The sequence below is a fragment of the Christiangramia sediminis genome (assembly GCF_020552705.1).
In the GTDB taxonomy this organism is placed as follows: Bacteria; Bacteroidota; Bacteroidia; order Flavobacteriales; family Flavobacteriaceae; genus Christiangramia; species Christiangramia sediminis.
This window is the reverse complement of the sequence record NZ_JAJBZG010000005.1, coordinates 819367-844950: the sequence shown is the minus strand read 5'-3', so window position 1 is coordinate 844950 and position 25584 is coordinate 819367. Positions and strand designations below refer to the sequence as shown.

Below are 25584 nucleotides of genomic sequence, written 5' to 3'. Positions count from 1 at the left end.
AGATTACTTGCTCTCATTTAAATTCCAATCGTAATCCTTATAGGAGATCGAAGCTCCGGAATTTATCTTTGTACTAGAATACTGATTTATATAATCTATAACCGTCCCATTTTCCTTGAAATCTTTCTTATACCAGTCGAATATCGAAGAAAGTTTCGCAGAATTTGCAGATATCTCGTTCTTATCTGAATTGACGAATTCTTTGGTTACCCTTTCTAATTGTTCTTCAATTATACCGGAGGTATATGCTTCATTCAAGAGTTTAGGGCAGGATATTGACGCACAATTAATCGCAAAATGAATTCTTGGTTCGTTCATTTTTCTGAGGATGCTGTTCTCAATTCCTCCTAGAGAAATTTCAGTATCTCCAACTTTTACAAATTCAGTGGTCCAGGGACCATCAATATCTTTGATACTTTTTACCGGGTAATTTCTTAAAATAAGATCTACCGTATAGGCATTATAAAGATTGATATAATAAGCAAGGAGTTCGTTAGTTCCCCAATCCTCTGTAGGTTCCTGTGAAGACAACATTTTTAAATATTTGTCCAGCTCTGTGCGATCACTTTTGAACCCTTTATAATCTACCATCCCACTTTCACTCACATGCTTTTTTAGCAAGGAATTCCAGATACTGTGATCTAGCATTTGATCTGAGTCTGACGAAGTTTCTGCAGAAGCATCAGGAGTTGGTAATCCTTTACTATTAAGACCAGCACTGGAAATTAGATTACAGGAAGCAAACATACAGGCTCCTGAAAATATTATTGCAAAACTTAAAATGAACTTTTTCATAGTTTGGATTTTTTAAACTTTAGCAGCAGCCTCCACCATCATAATGGAAGGTAGACTCGCTAATAAATATATCATCTCTACCTAAAGAAGCCAGAGCATTCGCTGTTTTATCACAGATCGCCAGAGGCTGGTTTTTCATTAAAACGTGACCTTTCTTATCATCAAAATGATCGCCATCGCCATAATATATGGCTGCTTTTCCTGTAAAAACACATGGACCATCTTCCGGCATAGGATCTTTAATGGCCGCAACTTCAATAGATTCTATATATACGAGTTCTTCGGTAGGATAGTTTTTTGGATCCAGGATTCTGTAAGGTTTTCTGGCTCTTATTTCTATGGTTCCAAAGCCTGCGTCAGTTAATGCTTTTACATAATCTTTAATAGAAAGACTTCCGCTAAGACAAAGTGCACGCAACCTTTCATCATTTCTCAATTCATCATTCATTTCCTGCTCACAGGTAGGATCACTCATTACAAGTTTTCCATGAGGTTTTAAAACCCTGTACATTTCCCTTAGAGCTTTAGTTAATTCCTCTGTTTTGAAAATATTGAAAAGACAGTTTTGTGCAGCAACATCAATAGAATTGTCTTCCACAGGAAGATCTGTAGCATCTCCATTTTTAAGATCAACAAATTCAGATTTAAACCATGGATTCATTTCTTCCGCAACTTTGAAATTTTTCCTCGATGCTTCCAGCATTTCGTCCACTACATCTATCCCTACCACACCAGATTTTTGTCTTGAGAAATAGGCGAATTGAAGTAATTCCATTCCTCCTCCTACACCTACATAAAGAATTCTGGGATCGTTCGTAAGATCTCTTGCATGAACAGTTGTTCCACAACCATAGTTCATTTCCTGCATGATCTTTGGAATTTTCAAACCTGGTAATTCCCAAATAGGATTGGTGGTACAACAAAGTCCCACATCTGGAGTCAATGCCGCGTCTCTATATACATCTTTAGTAGTTTCTAAATAACTCATATTATATCTTCTGAAGTAATTCTTTAAATAATTTCACCATGTCGGGTTCGGCTTTTGCCGCATTGGCAAGAATATTCTCAATACTCACCTTTTCAAGATTGTCCGGATCACCCTGATCTGTGATCACTGAAATTGCTGACACCGGAATTTCCAAATGATTAGCAACAATCACTTCGGGAACTGTGCTCATTCCCACGGCATCTGCACCGATAAGTTTTAAATATCTGTATTCAGCCCTGGTTTCCAGTTGCGGACCGAGTACTGAGGCATATACACCTTTATGAAGAGTAATATTATTCGTCCTTGCGGCCTCTTCAAATATTTTATTCATTCCAGAATCATAAGGTTCGCTCATATCTACAAAGCGTTCTCCTAATTTTTCTACTCCGTGAAAAGCCAAAGGTGAGCCGCCTTGCAAATTAATATGGTCATCGATCAACATCAATTCTCCTTCTTTGAAATCAAGATTTACAGCACCAGAGGCATTAGAAACTAACAGGCGTTTCATCCCAAGTCGTTTCATCACCCTTACTGGAAAAGTAATGTCAAATAGGCTATAGCCTTCATAAAGGTGAAACCTGCCCTGCATGATCATTACTTTTTTTCCTTCGAGGGTTCCGAAGATCAATTTCCCTTTATGGAATTCTACTGTCGCAGTGGGGAAATTAGGAATATGATTATAGCTGGCTTCAATTTCTATCTCCACCTCATCAATCAGTTTTCCTAAACCGGTGCCCAGAATAATTCCTACTTCCGGTGCTCCAAAGCCTTTAGATTTAAGATAGGCTACAGCTTCACTAACTTTATCTGTCATATATTAATAAATTTTTGAAATGCAGGATGATCTTTTATATCCTCCAGCAAATCTACATCGTTCCGGGTTTCCAGAAGTTTAACGTCTTCTTTTTTAAGATCTTTCAACGTATCTTTCAAAACACTGGAAGTTCCCCATTCTTTATTTTTAAATACGTCCGAATTTAAGGCTTTCATTCCGAATAGATAATATCCTCCATCTTCAGCAGGTCCAACAACAACTTCATGATTTTCTAATTCGCTAAAAGCCTTCTCAATATCCTGAGAATCGATATCAAACATATCGCTACCTATGATGATGACCTTCTCGAAACCTTCGTCAAACCCGTTTTCAAAAGCATTGTGCATTCGTTCACCAAGATCGGCACCAAACTGCTTTCTTTTATCATACACCTGATTATCCCAAATATCCTCCTTATTAATGAAATCTGAATAATAAACCTGCTTTGTAGCATTTACGGAAGAAGTAAATTTTGCAGTATGATCTAATAAAAACTTGTAGATCTCCAAGGCCTTCTCATTTCCCAGGTCTTTGGCCAACCTGGTCTTTACTTTTCCGGCAACCGGATTTTTCGTAAATATGAGAAGTAAATTTTCTTTATTTTTTTCAGTCACTTAATATATTTTTTCGCCTTTATTAAGATACTTCGCCCAGTGTTTTGAGAAAACATGAACTTTTTCGGTCTCTATTCCTTTTAAATCTACCACAGGAAAACCTTCATTTTTCCATTTGAAAATACCCCCATAAAGATTCTGAACATTAGTAAATCCAGCAGTAATGATTTTATCTGCAATATTTTCAGACCGAATTCCAACGGAACAGTAAACCACTATTTTCTGATCTTTTCGTATAGATTTTAAACTGGAAATATCAAAATTATCATAGCCTACAAAAACCGAGTTTTTAAGGTGGCTTACCTGAAACTCCTCACTATTACGGGAATCAAGAATAACTACTTCCTCATCTAACTGGTGCATTCTCAATTCCTGAACTGATATATAAGGAACATCGCCCGAATTATATTTATTAAGAAGAGAATTCATTGATTCCTGCGCATTTAAATACCCGCAAAAGATCAATAATATAAGAAAGTGCTTTTTCAAAAATATAGTAATTATGTGACCGTTCCCTGGCAACTGCTCCCGGCACCGGCGGTACAGCCATAGCAATGCTGGGAAATTATAATATTTCTATCGTTTAGCAGATCTTCGTTATACTCACTAATATGTTGCACTTTACTGTCTACTTTCAGTTCAAGCATTTGATTGAAATCGCAATCATATAACCAGCCGTCCCAGCTAATCGAAATAGTATTGGTACACATTACGTTATCTAAAGCAGCTGGATTGTATGCTTCAACTAAAGCGTACATATAATCCTCGTAGTTTTCTGAGGCTATTAAATATTCCAGAAAACGGCTTATAGGTAAATTGGTAATAGCGAAAAGATTATTAAAATCTATATCGAAATCCTCTTTCAAAGCAACTTTAAAATCATGTTCCATAGCTGCCTGATCTGTTGGAAGAAAAGCACCTGAAGGATTATAAACTAAATCTAACTTGAGACCTGTTCCTTCCTGGGCATAACCAACTGCATTCAGCATCTGTAAAGCTTTGATAGATTTATCAAAAACTCCGCTTCCACGCTGTTTATCTGTTTTTTCTCTTTTATAAAATGGAAGAGAAGAAGCTATATGAACATTATGCTTTTTGAAAAATTCCGGAAGGTCGTGATACTTTTTATTCGCAAGAATAATGGTCAGGTTCGATCTTACAATAAAATCTTTAATACCCGCTTTTGAAGCTTCTTCTACGAACCACCTGAAATTAGGATTCATCTCCGGTGCTCCACCGGTAAGGTCTAACGTATGTGCCCCTGTAGTTTTAATAACCTCGAGACATTGTTGCATGGTCTCTTTAGTCATGATCTCTTTTCTATCTGGGCCTGCATCTACATGACAGTGGGAGCAAACCTGGTTACACATATAACCAAGGTTTAACTGGAGAATTTCTAATTTATTGGGCTTAAGGGGAAATTTTCCCGTTTCAGCAATTTTATCTTTAAAGCGAGGAAGTTCACCTTCTTTAAAGATTCCGTTACTTAAAAATTTTAATTGATTTGCAGGGCTTGAAAGGTCATCCTTTCTTGCTTTTAGGGACTTAGTTAACATAAAGAGTATTTCTTGCTTATTAAGTTTAGTTCAGATTATCTGACATTACTTACATGCTAAGCTTTTTGTATTTATTCATCATTTGAACGCCGTGAACTAAAGTAGCTCCACTTTCTATGGCGGCTCCGGCATGAACAGCTTCCATCATCTCCTCTTTAGTTATTCCTCTTTGCAAACCATCTTTAGTATAAGCATCTATGCAATACGGACATTTAACCACATGAGCAACAGCAAGGGCAATAAGAGATTTCTCCCTGGCAGAAAGCGCACCTTCTTCAAAGACCTTTCCGTAATAATCAAAGAATTTGTTTCCTAGATCTTCACTCCATTCTGTTATTTCGCCAAATTTTCTTAAGTCGGCCGGATCATAATAATTTTTTGACATTCTGAATAATTTAAATGCTGGTTTATACTATTTACGAAATTTTCCGGCCTGTAGTTTTTAAAGATCTACTACACCGGTAACGGCGAGAATAATAAGCAAAAAAACGATAGCAAGTAGTATAACAACCCATAATTTCGAACTCGAGTTTTTAGTTCTTGTCTCTGTGGACTGATTTACGCCTTGTTCAGATTTTTTATGGTCAGTAGGAACCGGCGATGATCTATCTTTATCTGCACTCATAATATTGTTTTTACTGAAATTACAGCCATAAATTTTGCTATAAAAAGTTTTAACAAATATTTTGAACACCGCAAAAAACTTCAAATCTCTTTGAAAGAGGAAATTCTGAGCCTCTGCCTAACGTTTTTCCCACTAGAATTACCTTAAAGAATGATAAGTTCAAAAAAGATCCTTAAATTTTTCATACAAATGCTAATTTTGCGTGCCAATTATTTTAAAAATATTTGTTAAAAATCACTTAACTTTAAGCGATTTTTAATTGTTCAAAATTCACAAATGAGAATTGATGTAAAAACATTACCGGTTAATGAAATCTTAGGTGACATTTCCAATTCCTTAAATACTGAGCTGAAAAATAATAGTGGTGAACTTACTGTAGAGATCCCGGCAGAAATTGGAGAAGGTTATATAAGAGGGATTAGTTTTGATTCCGGCATGGGATATGTCAGTTATAATTGTAAATTCTTTCAGGATGTAGAGATACATTTTTCACTTAATACTGTGCATCCACTTAAATTTATTTTTTGTTCGGAAGGGAGCGTAGGCCATTGTTTTCAAAATAAAGAGAAGATCCATAATATTGACACCTACCAGAATATAGTAGTAAGCAGCAATGGATATGACGGGCATATTCTACATTTCAAAGAAGATGTCCCCACCCACGTTTCCAGCCTGGAGATAATCAGATCAAATTTTGCACATAGATCTAACTATGATTTTAAAGATCTTGATCCAACTTTAAAGGAACTCTTTAAAGATGCCGTCTCGAAAAAGCAATTCTTCTATCAGGGGAATTACAGTATAAAGGCTGCAGATCTTATGGAAGACATTAATACAAAAGATTACACCGGTTTTCTTCGTAATCTTTTCCTCGAAGGTAAAGCATTTGAAATGCTGGTGATCCAGATCGCACAGTATGAGGATGATGAAAATGGGGAAAATCTACCGCAGATCTTAAGAAAGTCTGATATTGAAAAGGTAGATTATGTAGCCAAAAGAATTCAGGGAGATCTTAGTACTAACCTTACCGTAGAAACACTGGCCAAAGAGGCGGGAACCAATGTTAATAAGCTTCAGGAAGGTTTCAAATATGTTTATAATCTTACTGTAAATAAATATATGCAGCATGTTAAGCTGGAAGCTGCAAAAGATATGCTCAAACTTTCGGAAAAGAATATTTCAGAAATTGTAACTTCTATCGGTCTTAATAATAGAAGTTATTTCTCGAAGATCTTTAAGGAGAAATACGGTGTAAGCCCCAAATACTTTCTTAAGTCCAAAAAAAGCTTACAAAACGAGGAAGTAGAAGAAGAGCAGGATTAAGCGTCAAATTTTCTTCAGAAAATCCATAATTTCGAAACTCATTAAAATTTCCGATATTTAAAATACAAGATCGGAATAAGAAATTATGCAAGAATTAGAAATAACCACTTCTCTACAGATCTCTAAACCTATAACAGAGGTTTATGAAGCCATAGTAGATCCTGCTAAAATGTCTAAATATTTCATCGCTCAGGGAAGTGAGAGAATGCAGGAAGGAAAGTCTGTGGAATGGACTTTTCCCGAATTTCCAGATATGATAATTAAGGTAAAGATTATCAGGCTAAAATCTCCAGAATTAATCATTTTTGAATGGGAAGGCAGTAAAGGAATATCACTGGAAGTAAATATAAGGCTGGAAGGGAGACCAGAAAACACAACGTTAGTTAGAGTTTCAGAAGGAAAAATGAAGGACAGTGAGGAGGGCATCATCTGGTTAAAGAGAAACACCGAGGGCTGGGCAAATTTCCTGGCTTGCTTAAAAGCTTATCTTGAATATGATATTAATCTCCGAAAAGGCGCTTTTGATTTTATGAGAAATAACTGATCTTCAAAAAAAAAAATTAGAAATAGAAAACCCGCTTCAATTAACTGAAGCGGGTTTCTTATTAAAAGGTCTGACGACTAAAATTCAACGTCTAACTTCTATATTACATCATTCCAGGCATACCTCCGCCCATTCCTTGTGGCATTCCACCTCCACCAGAATTATCTTCTGGCAGGTCGATTAATGCACACTCGGTAGTTAGGATCATCCCGGCAACAGATGCAGCATTTTCAAGTGCTACTCTGGTTACTTTCTTAGGATCTATAATCCCTGCTTTCATCATATCTACGTAAGTATCTGTCTTCGCATCATAACCAAAGTCTTTCTTACCTTCAAGAACTTTGTTGATCACTACAGATCCTTCACCACCTGCATTCTCTACAATTGTTCTTAATGGAGATTCGATAGCTCTTGAAACGATCTGAACTCCTGTAGCTTCATCAGCATTTTCAGTTTTAATCTTGCTTAGAACAGCCTGGGCTCTTACTAAAGCAACACCACCACCGGCAACGATTCCTTCTTCTACAGCCGCTCTGGTTGCATGAAGTGCATCATCAACACGATCTTTCTTTTCTTTCATTTCAACTTCTGAAGCTGCACCTACGTAAAGTACGGCAACACCCCCTGCTAGTTTAGCAAGACGCTCCTGAAGCTTCTCTCTATCGTAATCTGAAGTAGTAGACTCAACCTGAGCTTTTATCTGGTTCACACGTTCTTTGATCGCTTTATCATCTCCTGCACCATTCACAATCGTAGTATTATCCTTATCGATTGCTACTTTCTCAGCAGTACCTAACATATCTATAGTCGCGTTCTCAAGAGAGAATCCTCTTTCTTCAGAAATAACCGTACCTCCGGTAAGAATTGCGATATCTTCTAACATTGCTTTTCTACGGTCACCAAAACCTGGAGCTTTTACAGCTGCGATCTTAAGTGATCCACGAAGTTTGTTTACTACCAAAGTAGCAAGCGCTTCCCCGTCAACATCTTCTGCAATGATCAATAATGGTTTTCCAGACTGAGCAACTGGCTCAAGTACCGGAAGCAGATCTTTCATTGAAGAGATCTTCTTATCAAAAAGAAGGATATAAGGATCTTCAAGATCGGCAGTCATTTTCTCTGAATTCGTTACGAAGTAAGGAGAAAGAAAACCTCTGTCAAACTGCATACCTTCAACCACGTCTACGTGAGTTTCAGTACCTTTAGCTTCTTCAACAGTGATCACACCTTCTTTACCAACTTTTCCGAATGCCTGGGCGATTAGATCACCAATCATATCATCGTTATTGGCAGAAATAGCTGCAACCTGCTTTATTTTTTCTGAAGAGTCTCCAACTTCTTTAGTTTGCTTAGCAAGGTCTTTCGTTAGAGCTTCTACAGCTTTGTCGATTCCTCTTTTAAGGTCCATTGGGTTAGCACCTGCAGCAACGTTCTTTAGACCTTCTTTTACGATTGCCTGGGCAAGAACAGTAGCAGTGGTTGTACCATCTCCTGCAAGATCATTGGTTTTAGAAGCAACTTCTTTAACCATCTGAGCTCCCATATTTTCTAGAGGATCCTCAAGTTCGATCTCTTTTGCTACAGTAACACCATCTTTAGTTACCGTTGGGGCACCAAATGATTTGCTTATGATCACGTTACGACCTTTAGGTCCTAAAGTTACCTTTACAGCATTGGCCAATGCATCTACTCCACGTTTAATCCCGTTACGGGCCTGGATGTCAAATTTTATATCTTTTGCCATTTTTATAAATTTTAATTTTCAGAATATTCGAATTCTGAAAAATATGGTTAATTAATTTTTTAGTGAATTGATACCTTACAGACGCAAGGCAAGTCTATTGAAGTGAAACTTATACTATTGCAAGTATATCATCTTCCCGCATAATCAGGTAATCTGTACCTTCAAGCTTAAGCTCTGTTCCGGCATATTTACCATAAAGCACCATATCACCTTCTTTAACGGTCATTTCGTGATCTTTGGTTCCCTTTCCAACAGCTACTACTTTCCCTTTTTGAGGTTTTTCTTTAGCAGTCTCAGGAATGATAATACCAGATGCAGTTTTATTTTCTGCAGCTACAGGTTCAATAACAACCCTATCTGAAAGCGGTTTAACGTTTAGTCCCATTTTTTTCGAAATTTTATTATAGGTTAATTAATTTTTCAAAGTTGCAAGGGATATTTCTAAAATTATGCCAGTAGTTTATTTCTGCCAATACCCCATAAAAAATGCCAGCTTGTCATAAGCTGGCATTTTTAAAATATAATATTTTGTGAATTTTACTGCGCGCTGTCAGTTTCCTCTGTTTGCTGCATTGGAGTTTGAGTAGCAGGAGTACTTATTGGCTCATCACTTTCAAAAACCCTGGTTCCAGCATCTGCCGGAGCATCCATAATAGTTACGTTAGAAAGCAGAATTAGCACCAATAATAAGGTTGCCAAGGTCCATGTACTTTTATCCAGAAAATCTGTAGTTTTCTTTACTCCTCCCATTTGCTGACCTCCGCCACCAAAAGATGAAGAAAGCCCTCCTCCTTTAGGATTCTGTACCATTATCACAACTACCAGCAAAAATGCCACGATAATTATTAAAGCTAAAAAAATAGTGAATGTGCTCATTCTTATTCGTTATTAATATCTTGTAATTTCTCTATTGCCCGAATTTGGTCTGCAAAGAAACCACTTTTTTCGGGATTTTTCAAAATTAATATTTTATATGCCTGAGTGGCTTTTTTATAGTTTTTCTGTTCTAAATAAACCTTGGCTAAAGTCTCTGTCATCAAGGATTCTGGCGCGGTCAAGCTATCTTCGGCAAGGTTGGCCTTATTGGCAATTTTCCCGGGTTTAATTTTAGGATTTTTAGAAATGAACTCTTCAATAAGTTCGAATTTTCTTAAACGACCTTCATCTGTTTCCGGTGCTGCTTTTTCCTCTTCTCTCTCTATCGGTTGTGCTTTGGTAAGTTTTAACCATTCTGAAAAAGAATGTGACTCTTTACCGTCAAATTCAAGAGGCTTTCCAATTCCCAGTTTTTCTTCAGAGGATTCCTGTTTTTCTGCAGGCTTTTCTTTAATTATTTCTGAAGCTAATGGTCTTTCGAATAAGGCAGGATCCATTACTCTCTCAGACTCAGATTGCTTCATCTTTATCGCCTCGTTAATATCAAGGCTCCTTTTACCATGCACTTCTTCCGCTTCATAAACGGTGATCTGTTTCAGTCTTTCCTCCTGCTCACGAATTTGTTTCGCGATCTGATTTTGATTGAATTCCGGTGAAGTAATAAAATCAAAAAGAATACTTCTATCTGTAGTATAAGCAGCAGTTTTCTTGAGTGCAGAATTATAACTGAACTCCTGATGCTCCTTTAAACCTTTTAATCTTATAGCCCTGGCCGCCTGAAAATATGGAGCTTTTCCAAGTATCCTTTCTATTTCACGCGTTTGTTCCGAAGTGATCTCCCCAGGGTTCTCTAAAAGATATGTGAGTTCTTTTACCTCCATTACCAATCTGTCAATGCTGCATTAAAAATATCCTGAGTTAATCTGGTATAAATTTCATCCAGGGCAGTTTCCAAGGCTGCTCCCACAAGTTGAGTCTCGGCTGGATAATCGTAGTAAAAGGAGAATCTATTCTCAAAATCCTTTTCTGGTTCCAACGTATTATAATACCTAACATTCACCGTAATTGTCAATCTATTCTGCGCAGCGGTATTTTCTGCGGTTGCAGACATAGGCGAAATATAATACTGGGTGATCTCCCCTTCAAAAATCAAATCTCCGTTATTATTAGTAAGACTAAGACTGGTTTGATTTTGAATGAGATCCTGTAAAGAAATCGTAAAAGCTCTGTCTATTCCCGGTTCCACAAGATCGGCATTATTCTGAAAAAAGTTTACCTGAAAAGTCTCAGCATCACCGGTGTCTGCACCTGTAAAGGAATAGATCCCGCAAGATTGTAGCGTTAATAGTAAGATTGAGCAAAATATTAAAATAAGTTTTTTCATATGTTTTAGCTGTAAGCCTTAAGCTCTAAGCCCTAAGCTATTTGAGAACCAAAATACTAAATTTCGGAGCAAACGCTTATAGCATAAAGCCGATAGCTTATATCTACAAATTATATTGTTTGATCTTTCGGTAAAGGGTTCTTTCGCTAATTCCCAATTCTTCAGCAGCCGCTTTTCTTTTCCCACTATGCCTTTCCAAAGATTTTTTAATAAGCTCCAGTTCCTTGTCCTGCAAAGAAAGGGTTTCTTCCTCTTCAATCTCTTCAGCAAAATAATACTTATCTTTTTCTTCCTGTCGTGCTGTATCTGAATTTTTCTGCGGAATCTGAAGTACATTCAATTCATCTTCATCAATATCGGCTTCGTCAATATCGTCTCCGCTATTTCCATAAATTTTCTGAATAAGACCTTCATTTTCATCCTGTACCTGCTTGCTGTCACCTTCCTGCATTAATTTCAGGGTAAGCTTTTTAAGATCGTTCAGGTCATTTTTCATATCGAAAAGAACTTTATAAAGTATCTCTCTTTCATTGCTAAAATCGCCCTCCTTTTTCTTATCTGAAATTATTGCGGGAAGATTACTCCCTACATCCGGAAGATAATGCCTTAGATTTTCAACAGAAATAATTCTGGTTTGCTCCAATACCGAGATCTGTTCAGCAATATTTCTAAGCTGACGAATATTTCCTCCCCAACGGTATTTTTGAAGTAAAGCCACCGCATCGTCTTCAAGTTTGATGGTGGGCATTTTATACTTCAGCCCAAAATCTGACGCAAATTTCCTGAATAACAAATGAATATCATCTTTCCTTTCTCTAAGTGGAGGCAGATTGATCTCTACCGTACTTAGACGATAATAAAGATCTTCACGAAATTTTTCCTTTTGGATCGATTCGAACATGTTGATATTCGTAGCCGCAACTATACGTACATTCGTCTTTTGAACTTTGGAAGAACCCACTTTTATAAACTCTCCATTTTCAAGAACACGAAGCAATCTTACCTGAGTTGGCAATGGTAATTCTCCTACTTCATCTAAAAAGATTGTTCCACCATCAGCCACTTCAAAATAACCATTCCTGGTCTGGGTAGCTCCGGTAAAAGCGCCTTTCTCATGACCAAAAAGCTCGCTATCTATGGTTCCTTCAGGGATGGCCCCACAGTTAACCGCTATATATTTTCCATGTTTTCTATGGGATAATGCGTGGATAATCTTGGGGATACTTTCTTTCCCCACACCGCTTTCACCCGTGACCAACACAGAGATATCTGTTGGAGCCACCTGTATCGCCTTTTCAACTGCGCGATTAAGTTTTGGGTCATCACCTATTATCCCGAAACGTTGCTTAATTGCCTGAACTGATTCCATATATATTCTAGATCCTGAAATTCAGGAATTATTTAATTATTATCACTTAATCCTATGGGCTCACCTATTAAGGTTGCACTGGTACAATCGTAAATTTTCACATTCACAAAATCACCAATTTTATAGTTTTCTTTTGGAAAAACGGTGACCGTATTGCGTTCATTCCGGCCGCTCCAATGTGTATCAGATTTTTTTGACTCTTTCTCGATCAATACCTCCACCACAGTTCCAATCGCCTGTTTGGTATTTCTCCTGCTATGTTTTTGCTGAAGATCTACAATCTCCTGAAGTCTCCTTTTCTTAACTTCTTCCGGAACATCATCTTCCAACTTACGCTCTGCGGTAGTCCCGGGTCTTTCTGAATAGGTGAACATATACCCAAAATCATATTTTACATAGTCCATTAAAGAAAGGGTATCCTGATGATCTTCTTCAGTTTCGGTAGGGAAACCGGCAATAAGATCATGTGAAATTCCGCAATTTGGGATCATCTCCTTGATATTATCAATCAGCCTGAAATATTCCTCTCTGGTGTGCAGACGATTCATCTTTTTCAGAATACGATCACTTCCACTTTGCACTGGCAGATGTATATAATTACAAATATTTCTATAGTGCGCCATTGCTTCAATTACGTCCATGGTCATATCCTGCGGATTGGAGGTAGAAAACCGAATTCTCATCTTTGGCTGGGCTTCCGCAACCAGTCTCAAAAGTCCGGCAAAATTAGTAGCCGTTGCTTTTTGAATTTCAGTAGCATTCTTAAAGTCTTTTTTGAGCCCACCACCATACCATAAATAAGAGTCAACATTCTGTCCTAAAAGGGTAATTTCCTTATATCCTTTAGCTGCAAGGTCGTTTACCTCCTCCACAATACTTTGGGGATCCCGGCTTCTTTCACGTCCGCGGGTAAAAGGTACCACACAAAAAGTACACATATTATCGCAACCACGGGTAATAGAAACAAAGGCGGAAACTCCATTGGTCTGTAATCTCACGGGTGAGATATCCCCATAGGTTTCTTCTTTACTTAAAATGACATTTATTGCGTCACGCCCCTCTTCAACTTCATTTATCAAATTGGGGAGATCTTTATAAGCATCTGGCCCCACCACAAGATCAACGATCTTTTCTTCTTCCAGGAATTTGTTCTTTAGCCGCTCAGCCATGCATCCAAGTACGCCCACTTTCATCTTAGGATTTATCCTTTTTACGGCATTATATTTCTCCAAACGTTTACGCACTGTTTGTTCTGCCTTCTCTCTTATAGAACAGGTATTTACCAAAACAAGATCTGCTTCTTCCAGATTTTGAGTGGTATTAAAACCTTCTTTGGAGAGAATGGAGGCTACAATTTCGCTATCGCTAAAATTCATTGCACAGCCGTAACTTTCTATAAACAATTTACGCCCATTCTCAGCCTTAGGCTCGATTACCAATGAGTTTCCCTGCTTTTTCTCGTCTATTACCTTCTCCATAATTCTTAAGTAACCTGTCGGTTTTTAGATTGGCAAAGATATGTTTTTCGATAAGCCGTGACAAATTGACAGAGTAAAAAATATATCTTTTTTCTCAGAGATGCACTTTTCTAAAAAATCGTATGTTTGAAATTCAAATTAATCTAATGGATAGAGTAATAGATATAGAAAATGAAAGACATGAACTCAATGAATGGGTTTTAAAGAGTATTGAATTATTCGAAAACACTCCTTATTTAGATAATTTATTAGAAGTATATCCATTAGAATCGGCCATTCCTGTTCATCTTGAGCCCAGATTAAAAAGAAGAATTATTTCTGCTCACCAAGGTAGAAGAACTACTGAATTAATCGAAATTCTCCAAGGTGAGGTTAAGTTTCCGTACGACGAGCCTTTAGCTTTTATGATAAAACAAGTCCTTTATTGTCTTGAAAAAAATCCTAAACAAATCCAACGAATAGCCAATACATTATATGCTATGGAGGCAGAGGAATTAATTATTCATTTAGAGTCTGCTCCAAAATTAAACACCCAAATGGGACCTATGTTCACTACATGGCTCCGAAAAAACTTTAACCTTTTGAATTCCAAAGATTTCGAAGAATCATCAGCTGGCATATTTATACTCAGTTCCTCAGAAACGGAAGGCAAGGATTTCGTAAATAATAAACTATCCCAAAATTTGAGGAAACGACCAGATTTAGTTGCCAAAGTTAATAACACATATATTATTGGTGAAGCAAAATGGATAGGCAGATCTGGCGGGAATCAAAATCATCAAGTTAGAGATGTTTTAGATTTTTGCAAGGAACAAAGAGGCGCAGTTATTCGTATAGGAATTATTGATGGATTCCCTTGGGCTATAAGAAAACTAAATAACTCAATAATAAATGATAAAGCAAATGTACTAGTTCAAGAGTCTCCTTACGATATTGTTAGCTCACTACTGCTGAATGATTATTTAAAATCCTTTCTTTAGTCCCTAGATATATATTCCAAAAAATTACACTTAATACTTTCCTTTTCAAAATTTTTCTTAATCACATTATAAGAATGTGTAGAATTATCAATACCTATCCATCTTCTATTTAATTCATTTGCTGCTTTAAGGGTACTGCCCGATCCTGCAAAACAATCCAATACAATAGAATTAGTATAAGATGAATTAGTTATTATCCGTTTAAGTAATTGTTCATTTTTCTGAGTTGGATAAGACGCAAAAGAGAGTCCTTTATCTTTATATTCCCATACATCTTGTATTTTAAATCCCTTGTGATTTTTGGCTAATACGATCTTTCTTGGATTACCAGTATTCGACCATTCTATCAAACCTTTATTGTCAAGCTCCGTAAGCACCTTTCGTGAATACCTCCAATGCCTTCCTTTAGGAGGATAGAGTCCGTTCCATTCTAAGCCAGTATCTCCATCTTTTGTTTCTCCAGGTGCATGGATTGGATTTGTAGTGTAAAAACCGAGTTGTGGATGGTTTTTCGGAAACAACTCTTTCCTCTTTTCAATTGACATAGTTTCTCTAATGTCATTCCAAATCTGTTTATCTCTATTTTTTACATAATACAAAACCATATCGGAGTAGTTACCATAAGCACTTCTTGAAAAATTCTTTGGATTACATTTAATTCTAGTTATATCATTAATGAAATTATTAAACCCAAAAACTTCATCCATTATTATTTTAACATAATGACCAATTTTCTTATCTATATGCAGATAAATACTACCTTCATCTGAAAGTAACTCTCTTAAAATAAAAAGTCTTTTTCTAATAAATTCTAAAAATTCACTATTTATAAGTTTATCAGAATATGCAGCTTGGTTATCTAGCGAATTAAAATCTTGACCCGTCCCGAACGGTGGGTCTATATAAATCAAATCAATTTTTCCGGTATAATCTTCTAATAATTTTTTTAAAACGAAATAATTATCTCCAAATAAAAATACATTTTCTTTATCTCCATGGTTTTGTTCAATAACTTGAAAATCGCCTTTAGGATATGTATTTAAAATTTCAAATTCATCTATTTTATCCTCATATGACAACAAACAATTTCTAGTCTTTCGTAAGTATTTAATTTGAGGTTCAGATGCGGTAGAGTTTTCCGAAATGAAACTTTTAAAATCATCAACAGTGATTCTATAACTTTTATTTATTTTGATAGCATTTAGATCGCTATTTTGAATATATTTTGACACCGTTTGTCTAGTAACCTTAAGATTTTCAGCTACTTCTTCTAAAGTTAAAAAATCAGTATTTCTCATAATCCTTTTTACGCAAATTAACGAATAATAACATAAAAATAGCAGTGACTTAATTTATTTATTAACATCTTGTTTGATAATTACAAAAATTTATAAATATCTACGCAACCTTTTCTTTTTAACTGCATCTATAGGATACTAACTGGTTTAAAAATGAAAAGGCTACTACTTTTCCCTTTCTTATTTATTTTCTTAGGTTTCATTAGCTGTGAAGAAGATCAGGACCCCAATCTTACCAATGTGGCCGTTCCGGTAACACAGTCTATTGCAGATTTCAGAGCTTCTGTAAAGGTTCAGGAACCCAGGACAATAAAGGAATCAGGGAAAATATATGCCTGGAAAGATTATATATTCATCAATGATAAAAACGAAGGTGTTCATATTATAGACAACACCGATCCTTTCAATCCACAAAACATCAAATTCCTTAAGATCCCGAGAAATATGGACATCGCCATAAAGGACGAAAAGCTTTATGCTGATAATGGAATGGACCTGGTAGTCTTTGATATTAGTAATATCAATAAGATATCGGAAATTGGAAGGGTTCAGGATGTTTTTCCAAATTATTATGCTACCGCTCCTCAGGGAGTTGGTTACGTAGATCTTGAGAACTTTGATCCATCAGAAGAAGTTATTATAGGCTATTTGATCGAGACCAGAAAGATTGAATATGCAAGGGACGATGTGGGAATGCCTGAATTTTCAAATGCTGATAGTGGCGGTGGTAACACAGGCACAGGCGGCAGCATGGCCAGATTTAGCCTTAACGGTGATTATTTATATGTAGCCGATGAATCTTCACTTTCAGCTTTTGACATATCAGTTCCTGCATCACCTAAAAGATTAAGCAATGAATATGTAGGCTGGCAGGTAGAAACCATTTTCAACTATGAAGATCATCTATACCTGGGAAGCAGTACCGGAATGTATATTTATAATATTGAAAATCCTGCTAATCCAAAGAAGCTCTCTTTTTTACAACATGTTCGCGGGTGTGACCCGGTGGTAGTAAAAGATAATTATGCATATGTAACTATTCGTGGCGGTAATGCGTGTGGTCAGGATTTGAATCAGTTAGAAATTGTAGATATTACAGATAAAGCAAATCCCGAGTTGGTAAATTCTTACGGAATGGTAAATCCCTACGGCCTGGGAATTAAAGACAACTGGCTATTTGTGTGCGATGGCACTGCCGGTTTAAAAATATTTGGAATAGAAGACACCCCTAACCTTGAGTATATCGATCAATTCAGTAACATTAACACCTATGATGTCATCCCCCTTGAGGAGAGATTGCTTATGGTTGGGGACAATACACTTTATCAGTATTCTTATAAGGGTGACGAGATTAATTTAATAAGTACTTTCACTTTAAATTAATTCCCTTTTTTGTTTGGTTTTTTGAGAATCCCTGCCTAATCGCAGGGATTTTTTTTATTTAATATTTCTTTTTTGAAATTCTATTTCCCGTAATAAGTCTTTGAGAATTGCTTTTGAATCTATCTACAGAATTACTTCTTAATTTTTCATGTTTTGTTTTTCTTCCCTGTACCCGGGCTCTCCATTTTCTCCAGTTACGTGGATGCATCTGTTCTTTCATCAATTTGATAACCTGTTTTTCAGTTAACCCAAATTGATATTCTATAGCTTCGAAGGTAGTTCTATCTTCCCAGGCCATTGAAATAATTCGGTCTACCTGCCTTTCATTAAAATCAAATTCTTTGCTAATGTTCATTTTGTTTAATTTTTTATTTTTAAAGTTAAACAATTTTCGTTTACTGACATAAAAAAACCCTCTCATTAGAAAGGGTTCTTTTATAAAATATGTGTTTTTAATTAAGCTTCGAAAGGCTCAATAGAAACATAAGATTTATCATCTTTCTTTTTTGTAAACTTTACAAGGCCATCTACTTTAGCGTGTAAAGTATGATCTTTTCCTGCATACACATTGTCACCTGGACGATGCGCAGTACCTCTTTGTCTTACGATAATATTTCCAGCGATAGCAGCTTGACCACCAAATATCTTCACACCTAAGCGTTTCGATTCTGACTCTCTACCGTTCTTGGAACTACCAACTCCTTTTTTATGTGCCATTTTATTTCGTTTTTAGTAGTTTAAATTTAGCTTAATGCAGCAATTAATTCTGCTTTCTTCATAGAAGAGTAACCTTCAACACCTTTTTCTTTAGCCATTTCTCTCAGCTCTACCACTGTATTTTGACTAAGGTCTTCTGATTTATTATCAGTTTTGGTTTCCTGCTTCTTAGTTTCCTTTTTTGCTTCTTCTTTCTTAGGCTCAGCCTTTTTAGTTGAAGTAGCTTTTTTACCACCTTTAAGGTCTATTCCTTCAATAAGAATCTCTGTTAGAGCCTGACGGTGACCATTTTTAACACGGTAACCTTTACGTCTTTTCTTCTTGAATACAATAACTTTATCACCTTTTAAGTGACGGTTGATTTTAGCTCCAACAAGAGCTCCATCTATAGCCGGGGCGCCAACGGTTACATCATCACCATCTGCAGTAAGTAATACCTTATCGAAAGAAACACTGTCTCCTTCTTCACCTGCTAAACGATTTACGTAAACCTTCTGGTCTTTTGCAACTTTAAATTGCTGCCCTGCTATCTCTACAATTGCGTACATAGCGTATAATTAATTATTTAAATACTTAAAAATTAGAACTCACGTTTTCACGCAAGCGGGTGCAAATATAATCCTAATTAATTAATTGACAAAGGTTTTTTATCTTTTCAAGATCCGTCTACAGAGTATGCTTTTTAGCCTCTTTGGTATTCCAGGAATCTTTAAATAACTGCATATAAGCGAGAGTAAGCACTAAACTAGTTGCAAACCCCATAATTGCAACTACAAAGAGTACAATCCCAATATTCGTATTATAATCTGTAATCCATACGGTAATGAGGTCATCCAGGAACCCAGGGTTGAATTCTGTTGCGTATAAGCCAAAGAAGATCGTAAATATGATGGTGGCATTAAAGCCTGTTAGGAGGCTAGCCATAAATCCTTTTTGATATTTGAACTTGTTTCCTTTATGCAGCCTATAATGCTTAAGCGCCTCAAACATTCCGTAAGCCATGATCACCCCGTTGAATAAACTATATATAGGATTAACATGAGCCCCAAAAAGTGAAAGTATTAAAAAATAAGCAATAAGACCGGCAGCGATTGCCACTCCATATTTAATTGGAATACTGAATTTACCCATAGCATCTTTTAATTTCATAGTAAATTTCTAAAAAATGTACCGGTTTTTACCTTAACAGCATGTTAATTTTAACACATCTCGCACAGAAGTGATATTTAGCACAAAATATTGTAACTTTTTAGCCCTAATAGTTACTAATTTGTACAATTGAAAAAAACCTATTTTAAAATGATTAACAAACTAAAACTTGTTGCCTGCTTTTTCCTTATAGGAATAGTAGGTTTCGCTCAGGAAGTAGAATTCACTGAGTATGATTTAGACAACGGGTTGCACGTTATCTTACATCAGGATAATTCTGCACCGGTAGTCACCACCTCGGTAATGTATCATGTCGGAGGGAAGGATCGTGAAGATGGCAGAACAGGAATGGCTCACTTCTTTGAGCATCTTCTTTTTGAAGGAACTGAAAATATCCCTAACGGTAAATGGTTCGAGATCGTAAGTTCTCATGGTGGAAGCAACAATGCCAATACAAGTCAGGACAGAACCTATTATTATGAAGTATTCCCATCAAACAACCTTGAACTGGGACTATGGATGGAGTCTGAAAGAATGATGCATCCTATTATTGGTCAAAAAGGTGTTGATACACAAAATGAAGTAGTGAAAGAAGAAAGAAGACTTCGTTATGATAATTCACCTTACGGGAATCTTCTGCAGTCTATGCAGGAGAATATGTTTGAAAAACATCCGTATAAAGATCCTAACGTTGGCTATATGGAAGATCTTGATGCTGCCACCCTGGATGAGTTCAAGGCTTATTTCGAAAAATACTATGTGCCTAACAATGCCGTATTGGTAGTTGCAGGAGATATTGAAATAGACAAAACAAAAAAAATGATCAAGGATTATTTTGGACCCATCGAAAGAGGTGAAGAGATAACCAGAGATTATCCTAAGGAAGATCCTATTACAGAACAGATCAATGCAAAAGCATATGATTCTAACATTCAGATCCCTGCTTCAGTAATTGGGTACAGGACTCCTGCTTTCACTAAAAAAGATTCGTATGTATTAAATATGATCTCAGATTACCTAAGTGACGGGAACAGTTCTAAACTTTATAAAAAACTTGTAGACGAGCAAAAACAAGCTCTACAGGTAGGTGCTTTTAACCTGGAACAGGAAGATTATGGAATGTATCTTATTTTCAGTATTCCTCTAGGAGAAACTTCACTGGAGACTCTTAATACTGAAATTGAAGAAGAGATCGCCAAACTGAGAAATGAGATGATTTCTGAAAAAGACTTTCAAAAACTTCAAAACAAAGCTGAAAACAGTTTCGTAAATTCAAATTCCAGTGTTGCGGGGATCGCAAACTCCTTAGCAAGCAACTACCTGCTTTACGGAAATACAGATCTTATTAATGATGAGATCGAGATCTATCGCGACATTACTCGTGAAGATATTCAGAGAGTTGCGAAAGAATACCTGAAACCAAGCCAGAGAGTAGTATTAGAATACTTACCTGCTAGCGAACAGGCAGAATAATAAATAAAAAATTGAATAAAATGAGAAACAATATATTAACTCTCGCAGCTTTTCTTTTAATGTCTGCCGGAGTTTCAGCTCAAATAGACCGAAGCACGATGCCCGAACCGGGACCTGCTCCAAAAGTAAACGTTGAAGAACCTGAAACTTTTGATCTAGACAATGGGTTACAGGTAATGATCGTTGAAAATCATAAATTACCCAGAGTGGCCATGTCTTTAAGATTTGACAATCCGCCACATACCGAAGGCGCCAAAGCAGGTGTTTCAGGACTTACCGGGGATCTTTTAGGAACCGGAACCAAGAATATGTCTAAAGATGAATTCAACGAAAAAGTTGATTTTCTTGGTGCAAGACTGAATTTCTATGCTGGTGGAGCAAATGCCAACACCTTATCAAAATACTTTCCGGAAGTCTTACAACTTATGGCAGACGGAATTGTAAATGCACAGTTCACTCAGGAAGAATTCGATAAATCTAAGGCAAGAACGATTGATGGATTGAAAAGCAGTGAGAAGGACGTTTCCTATAACGCAAGAAGAGTACGCTCTGCACTTGCATACGGAAAAGATCACCCTTACGGCGAATTCTCTACCGAAGAAACTGTAAATGCCCTTAAACTTTCTGATGTTCAATCATACTACAATACTTGGTTTTCTCCTAAGAGCGCTTATTTGGTGATCGTTGGAGATGTAGATGAAGATGAAGTAAAAGATCTTGTAAAAAAGAACTTTGCTAACTGGAAAGGAAACGATATCCCTAAGGCAAATGTGCCTGCGGTTTCAAACGTAGAAAAAACTGAGATCGATTTCGTGAATATGCCTAACGCTGTTCAAAGTGAGATTGCTTTAGTTAATACCATAGATCTTAAGAAAAAAGATGATGACTACTTCCCGGTACTAATCGCCAATAAAATCCTTGGTGGAGGTGGTGAAGCTAGATTGTTCCTTAACCTACGTGAAGATAAAGGTTATACTTACGGAGCATATTCCAGTGCTGGAAATGATAAATATGCATCTACTTTTGTAGCTAGTGCAAGTGTTAGAAACGAAGTTACAGATAGCTCTGTAGTTGCATTTCTTGACGAGATATACAAAATTAGAAATGAGAAGGTAACAGATAGCGAACTTGCAAATGCCAAAGCTAAGATCACCGGAGATTTTGTACTTTCTTTAGAGCAGCCGTCTACCATCGCTAATTTCGCCATGGAGATAGAAACTGAAGATCTTGATGATAACTTCTATGAAGAATATCTTGAAAAGATAGACGAGGTAACTAAAGAGGACGTACAAAGAGTAGCCAAGAAATATTTTCTTGCAGATAACTCAAGAATTGTAATTGCAGGTAAAGGTTCAGATGTCTTAGAGAATCTTGAAAAAATGACCTACAATGGCAAGACCTTTCCTATTAATTATTATAACAGGTTTGGTGGAAAAACTGAAAAGCCGGAAGCTAAAAAAGTAGACCCTTCTGTAACTGCTGAAAAAGTTTTTTCTAAATATATTGAAGCTATTGGTGGTAAAGATGCTGTAGAAAAAGTAGAAAGTGTTGTAATGAAAGCTGATGCTGAAATCCAGGGAATGACTTTAAATCTGGAAGCTAAGCAAACTGCTGAAGGTAAATCTTCCCAGGCAATCTCTATGAATGGAAACGTGATGAACAAGAACGTTTTTGATGGAGAATCTGGATTTGTAATGGCTCAGGGACAAAAGATGCCTTATAATGAAGAACAGATTGAAGCTGCGAAAGCTGATGCCACTCCGTTTCCAGAATTGACTGTTGGTGACGCCAAAGTTAATGGAATTGAACAGGTAGACGGTAAAGACGCCTATGTGGTTATGATGGATGAAAACAATAAAAATTTCTATTCCGTTGAAAGCGGATTGAAAATTAAATCTGTGAAAACGGTAAATCAGGGAGGACAGTCCATGACTATCCCAACCATGTTCAGTGATTATAAAGAAGTAGAAGGAGTTAAGTTTCCATTTATGATCGCCCAAAGTATGGGACCTCAATCTTTTGAATTTAAGGTTTCAGAAATACTTGTAAATGAAGGAGTATCTGAAGAAGATTTCGCTACAGAATAATCCTTAATAAACATAAGAATTATAAAGCCCCAGAAATGGGGCTTTTTTTATATAGCTTGTTTTCTGAATTTTGAAATAATATCTTTTGAGCGATTCACAATAAACACTCCCAGTAAAATCACAAAAGAAGAAATAAGCTGCCAGAAACTAAAAACCTCACCATCAAGAATCCCCCAACCTAAAGCAACAACGGGAATAGTATAGGTGACCGAAGTGGTAAATACAGGATCTGTAATTTGAACAAGCTTATTAAAAATGATCATCGCAACCCCGGTTCCCACGATGCCTAAAATCCCCACATAAACGAGGGAAGCCTGCATATCATTAGTCACTTCAGATAAATTAAATTCTGAAAAGTATAATATTAGCAGCGCCGGAATAAGCAGCACTGAAAAATTGCCGGCGGTTATTCCTAAAGGCGTAATATCACTCATCCTGGTTTTAAGAATATTCACGTTCATTGCATAACAAGCTGCTGCAATCACTACAAGAAGAGAATAAAGATAATTCTGATCTGGATTAATACTTGCCCCACTAAAAATTAGGCCAGCAGTTCCCAATAAACCTACTATAACACCTAAAACTTTATTCTGGGTAAATACTGCCCTAAAGAATAAGACTCCAAAGACAAGCGTTAATAAAGGAGTTGTTGCATTCAGTATAGATGCAATAGCGCTATCAATTTCGGTCTCTGCATATGCAAACAAATAGACCGGAAAAAAAGATCCCAGAAAACCTGAAATCACGATCCACTTCCACTGTTGTTTTGTAAGCCTGCGAATGCTTTTAAAACCTACTAAAATGAGAAATAAAGCCGCAAAAATAATTCGGAAAGAACCAACCTGTAAAGCACTTAATCCTATCAGAGCTTTTTTGATCAGAATAAAAGAACTTCCCCAAACAATAGAAAGAATAATTAAATAGATCCACTTAAGGTTTTTCACGGTCTGAAATTTTTAATTGAGACTGCGAAGATAGATTTTCGAAATGGTTTCCACTTCGTTCTAGTTTCAGATTTGAAGGATATTAAAAAGCCCCGACAGATGCCAGGGCTTTAAAAATCATATTGATAATAATTAATTCAATTGCTCTGTAAATGGTGTTGGAAACGCATCTATGATATTATCCCCGGTTCGATCTAAAGGTATATTTGCTTCATTAAGCATATCTAACCTTCTCAGATCGATCCAGCGATGGCCTTCAGCCATTAAGGAATATCTCCTCTGTCTTAATACTTCTTGAAGTAAACTATTATCGTCAGTTGGTCCGGAATAATCTGACAGCCCGGCTTCATTCCTAACTCTATTTATTGCTTTAATTGTTTCAGAATTATCTATACCTATATTAGCTTCAGCATAGATCAGAATCAACTCTTCGTTTCTAATTAAATAAACAGGGTCTACATTACTTTCATACACTGTGATCTGGTGAATCGCCCTCAGCCCGTCTGTTTGAACTGTATCCTGCAACTTTATCGACTTTTCTTCCACTCTTAAATCACCCGAAGCAGCATCATTAATCCAGGAAGGATGAACCATAAACTCCTGGCCAGACTGTAAGGGCACATGATATTGAGCGTTAAGTATATCGTTACCGGTTAAGCCAAAAACATGAGCTGGACCCTCATAAAGGTCTCCATCCAGATCAAAGAAAGATTCTTCCAGCAAATTAAGGACTAACTGATCATTGCCCTGGTACAGTGCTACTCTTGCGGCAATAGCCCTGTTAAATTCGCTAAAAGTAGAAGCGGTGTCAAACCCATCAAAGCCAGAGCTTAAGCTAACAAAATCTGATGTACCGTTAGAAAGGTCTGAATTTGCTTCATCAAGCAGACTCATAATTGCAGTAAGTGCTTCTGAGTAACCCACATTAGGACCCAGGTTATCAGGGTCGGCCACGTCTATTCTAATTCCATTTTCATACTGCCTGTTAGCCACCATTAATAATGCATATGCTTTTAAAGTTTTAGCATAACCATAATAATCATTCTTTTGCTCATCGCTCAATCCGGCTACAGAATTCTCTACGGCTTCAATAAGAATATTTGCCGATTTTACGATTTTATACCAGGCAGCATAAGCTCGTGTGGTTAAAAATCCATTATTATCCAGAGGTCCCTTCAAAAGTTCACCGGTAAAACGAGGGTCTACACTTGTTAGGTCGTAATACTCCCTTCCTAAAATACTAACCGTGTCGTAATGAAACTCCAAATCACTCCTCATAATGGCCTCCAGACCAGTAGCCAGTAACATAATATCACCAGCACTTGCCCCTTCAGCAAAACTACTTACTGTAGGTGCATTTGGATTTTCTATATCTTCTAATTCGCAACCCGGGAAGAGTATTAACGCAAACATGAAGATGAATGTAATTGATAATTTTTTCAT

27 protein-coding genes are annotated in these 25584 nt (G+C 36.6%); 6 read left to right on the top strand and 21 right to left on the bottom strand.

Annotated elements, in window-relative coordinates:
- Window positions 1-3: 3 nt before the first annotated feature.
- The 7 genes from LGQ90_RS13290 to LGQ90_RS13260 are packed head-to-tail and all read right to left on the bottom strand — an operon-like array spanning window position 4 to window position 5152.
- The gene (locus tag LGQ90_RS13290; RefSeq protein WP_229341695.1) at window positions 4-795 is read right to left on the bottom strand and encodes a DUF547 domain-containing protein; all 792 of its coding nucleotides are present in this window, start codon (window positions 793-795) and stop codon (window positions 4-6) included.
- Between the two features lie 19 nt (window positions 796-814).
- Window positions 815-1783, bottom strand: coding sequence for an arsenosugar biosynthesis arsenite methyltransferase ArsM (gene arsM, locus LGQ90_RS13285; protein WP_229341694.1), 969 nt, complete (start codon window positions 1781-1783; stop codon window positions 815-817).
- A gap of 1 nt (window position 1784) precedes the next feature.
- Window positions 1785-2597: a purine-nucleoside phosphorylase gene (locus LGQ90_RS13280; protein WP_229341693.1), complete on the bottom strand. Its 813-nt coding sequence runs from the start codon at window positions 2595-2597 to the stop codon at window positions 1785-1787.
- Window positions 2594-3211, bottom strand: coding sequence for a TIGR04282 family arsenosugar biosynthesis glycosyltransferase (locus LGQ90_RS13275; protein WP_229341692.1), 618 nt, complete (start codon window positions 3209-3211; stop codon window positions 2594-2596). Before LGQ90_RS13275 ends, LGQ90_RS13280 begins: the two co-directional genes overlap by 4 nt.
- Window positions 3212-3700, bottom strand: coding sequence for a rhodanese-like domain-containing protein (locus tag LGQ90_RS13270; RefSeq protein WP_229341691.1), 489 nt, complete (start codon window positions 3698-3700; stop codon window positions 3212-3214).
- A gap of 11 nt (window positions 3701-3711) precedes the next feature.
- Window positions 3712-4767: an arsenosugar biosynthesis radical SAM (seleno)protein ArsS gene (gene arsS, locus LGQ90_RS13265; protein WP_229341689.1), complete on the bottom strand. Its 1056-nt coding sequence runs from the start codon at window positions 4765-4767 to the stop codon at window positions 3712-3714.
- A 49-nt stretch (window positions 4768-4816) separates the two neighbouring features.
- A complete protein-coding gene (locus LGQ90_RS13260) occupies window positions 4817-5152 on the bottom strand; it encodes an arsenosugar biosynthesis-associated peroxidase-like protein (RefSeq protein WP_229341688.1) in 336 nt (111 codons plus the stop codon).
- 516 nt (window positions 5153-5668) lie between these two features.
- Between LGQ90_RS13260 and LGQ90_RS13255 the strand changes: the two genes are divergently transcribed.
- On the top strand, window positions 5669-6715 hold the full coding sequence (locus LGQ90_RS13255; protein ID WP_229341686.1) for a helix-turn-helix domain-containing protein: 1047 nt from the start codon (window positions 5669-5671) through the stop codon (window positions 6713-6715).
- A gap of 85 nt (window positions 6716-6800) precedes the next feature.
- Complete coding sequence (locus LGQ90_RS13250; protein ID WP_229341685.1) at window positions 6801-7259, top strand: SRPBCC domain-containing protein; 459 nt, start codon at window positions 6801-6803, stop codon at window positions 7257-7259.
- Between the two features lie 103 nt (window positions 7260-7362).
- Here the strand turns inward: LGQ90_RS13250 and groL are convergent, their stop codons facing one another.
- From groL to miaB, 7 genes are all read right to left on the bottom strand, one after another.
- Window positions 7363-9003 carry a chaperonin GroEL gene (groL, locus tag LGQ90_RS13245; RefSeq protein ID WP_229341684.1) on the bottom strand — a complete coding sequence of 547 codons (1641 nt, stop codon included), beginning with the start codon at window positions 9001-9003 and terminating at the stop codon, window positions 7363-7365.
- 109 nt (window positions 9004-9112) lie between these two features.
- Window positions 9113-9388: a co-chaperone GroES gene (locus tag LGQ90_RS13240; RefSeq protein ID WP_089665762.1), complete on the bottom strand. Its 276-nt coding sequence runs from the start codon at window positions 9386-9388 to the stop codon at window positions 9113-9115.
- Between the two features lie 152 nt (window positions 9389-9540).
- Window positions 9541-9879 (bottom strand): preprotein translocase subunit SecG, encoded by a 339-nt coding sequence (secG, locus tag LGQ90_RS13235; RefSeq protein ID WP_229341683.1) that lies wholly within the window; start codon window positions 9877-9879, stop codon window positions 9541-9543.
- 2 nt (window positions 9880-9881) lie between these two features.
- Window positions 9882-10760: a hypothetical protein gene (locus LGQ90_RS13230; protein ID WP_229341682.1), complete on the bottom strand. Its 879-nt coding sequence runs from the start codon at window positions 10758-10760 to the stop codon at window positions 9882-9884.
- Window positions 10760-11263 carry an LptE family protein gene (locus LGQ90_RS13225; protein ID WP_229341681.1) on the bottom strand — a complete coding sequence of 168 codons (504 nt, stop codon included), beginning with the start codon at window positions 11261-11263 and terminating at the stop codon, window positions 10760-10762. Before LGQ90_RS13225 ends, LGQ90_RS13230 begins: the two co-directional genes overlap by 1 nt.
- 103 nt (window positions 11264-11366) lie before the next feature.
- On the bottom strand, window positions 11367-12632 hold the full coding sequence (locus tag LGQ90_RS13220) for a sigma-54 interaction domain-containing protein (RefSeq protein ID WP_229341680.1): 1266 nt from the start codon (window positions 12630-12632) through the stop codon (window positions 11367-11369).
- Window positions 12633-12664: 32 nt separating this feature from the next.
- The gene (gene miaB / locus LGQ90_RS13215) at window positions 12665-14110 is read right to left on the bottom strand and encodes a tRNA (N6-isopentenyl adenosine(37)-C2)-methylthiotransferase MiaB (protein WP_229341679.1); all 1446 of its coding nucleotides are present in this window, start codon (window positions 14108-14110) and stop codon (window positions 12665-12667) included.
- 146 nt (window positions 14111-14256) lie between these two features.
- Between miaB and LGQ90_RS13210 the strand changes: the two genes are divergently transcribed.
- A complete protein-coding gene (locus LGQ90_RS13210) occupies window positions 14257-15090 on the top strand; it encodes a hypothetical protein (RefSeq protein WP_229341678.1) in 834 nt (277 codons plus the stop codon).
- On the opposite strand, the gene LGQ90_RS13205 is transcribed toward LGQ90_RS13210, so the two are convergent.
- A complete protein-coding gene (locus tag LGQ90_RS13205) occupies window positions 15087-16388 on the bottom strand; it encodes a DNA methyltransferase (protein WP_229341677.1) in 1302 nt (433 codons plus the stop codon). The genes LGQ90_RS13210 and LGQ90_RS13205 overlap by 4 nt on opposite strands.
- A gap of 153 nt (window positions 16389-16541) precedes the next feature.
- Between LGQ90_RS13205 and LGQ90_RS13200 the strand changes: the two genes are divergently transcribed.
- Entirely contained in the window at window positions 16542-17771 is a 1230-nt protein-coding gene (locus LGQ90_RS13200; RefSeq protein WP_229341676.1) for an LVIVD repeat-containing protein, read from the top strand.
- A gap of 58 nt (window positions 17772-17829) precedes the next feature.
- Here LGQ90_RS13200 and LGQ90_RS13195 read toward each other — a convergent pair whose 3' ends face one another.
- From LGQ90_RS13195 to LGQ90_RS13180, 4 genes are all read right to left on the bottom strand, one after another.
- Window positions 17830-18126, bottom strand: coding sequence for a TIGR03643 family protein (locus LGQ90_RS13195; protein ID WP_229341674.1), 297 nt, complete (start codon window positions 18124-18126; stop codon window positions 17830-17832).
- 101 nt (window positions 18127-18227) lie between these two features.
- Window positions 18228-18488: a 50S ribosomal protein L27 gene (gene rpmA, locus LGQ90_RS13190; RefSeq protein ID WP_229341672.1), complete on the bottom strand. Its 261-nt coding sequence runs from the start codon at window positions 18486-18488 to the stop codon at window positions 18228-18230.
- A 26-nt stretch (window positions 18489-18514) separates the two neighbouring features.
- Entirely contained in the window at window positions 18515-19036 is a 522-nt protein-coding gene (gene rplU, locus LGQ90_RS13185) for a 50S ribosomal protein L21 (protein WP_229341670.1), read from the bottom strand.
- 118 nt (window positions 19037-19154) lie between these two features.
- The gene (locus LGQ90_RS13180) at window positions 19155-19619 is read right to left on the bottom strand and encodes a DUF4199 domain-containing protein (protein ID WP_229342449.1); all 465 of its coding nucleotides are present in this window, start codon (window positions 19617-19619) and stop codon (window positions 19155-19157) included.
- Between the two features lie 168 nt (window positions 19620-19787).
- On the opposite strand from LGQ90_RS13180, the gene LGQ90_RS13175 reads away from it, so the two are divergent.
- On the top strand, window positions 19788-21110 hold the full coding sequence (locus tag LGQ90_RS13175; RefSeq protein WP_229341669.1) for a M16 family metallopeptidase: 1323 nt from the start codon (window positions 19788-19790) through the stop codon (window positions 21108-21110).
- Window positions 21111-21130: 20 nt separating this feature from the next.
- Window positions 21131-23197: a M16 family metallopeptidase gene (locus tag LGQ90_RS13170; protein WP_229341667.1), complete on the top strand. Its 2067-nt coding sequence runs from the start codon at window positions 21131-21133 to the stop codon at window positions 23195-23197.
- Window positions 23198-23244: 47 nt separating this feature from the next.
- On the opposite strand, the gene LGQ90_RS13165 is transcribed toward LGQ90_RS13170, so the two are convergent.
- Together LGQ90_RS13165 and LGQ90_RS13160 are read right to left on the bottom strand one after the other, a co-directional pair.
- Window positions 23245-24141 carry a DMT family transporter gene (locus LGQ90_RS13165; protein WP_229341665.1) on the bottom strand — a complete coding sequence of 299 codons (897 nt, stop codon included), beginning with the start codon at window positions 24139-24141 and terminating at the stop codon, window positions 23245-23247.
- Window positions 24142-24273: 132 nt separating this feature from the next.
- Complete coding sequence (locus LGQ90_RS13160; protein ID WP_229341663.1) at window positions 24274-25584, bottom strand: RagB/SusD family nutrient uptake outer membrane protein; 1311 nt, start codon at window positions 25582-25584, stop codon at window positions 24274-24276.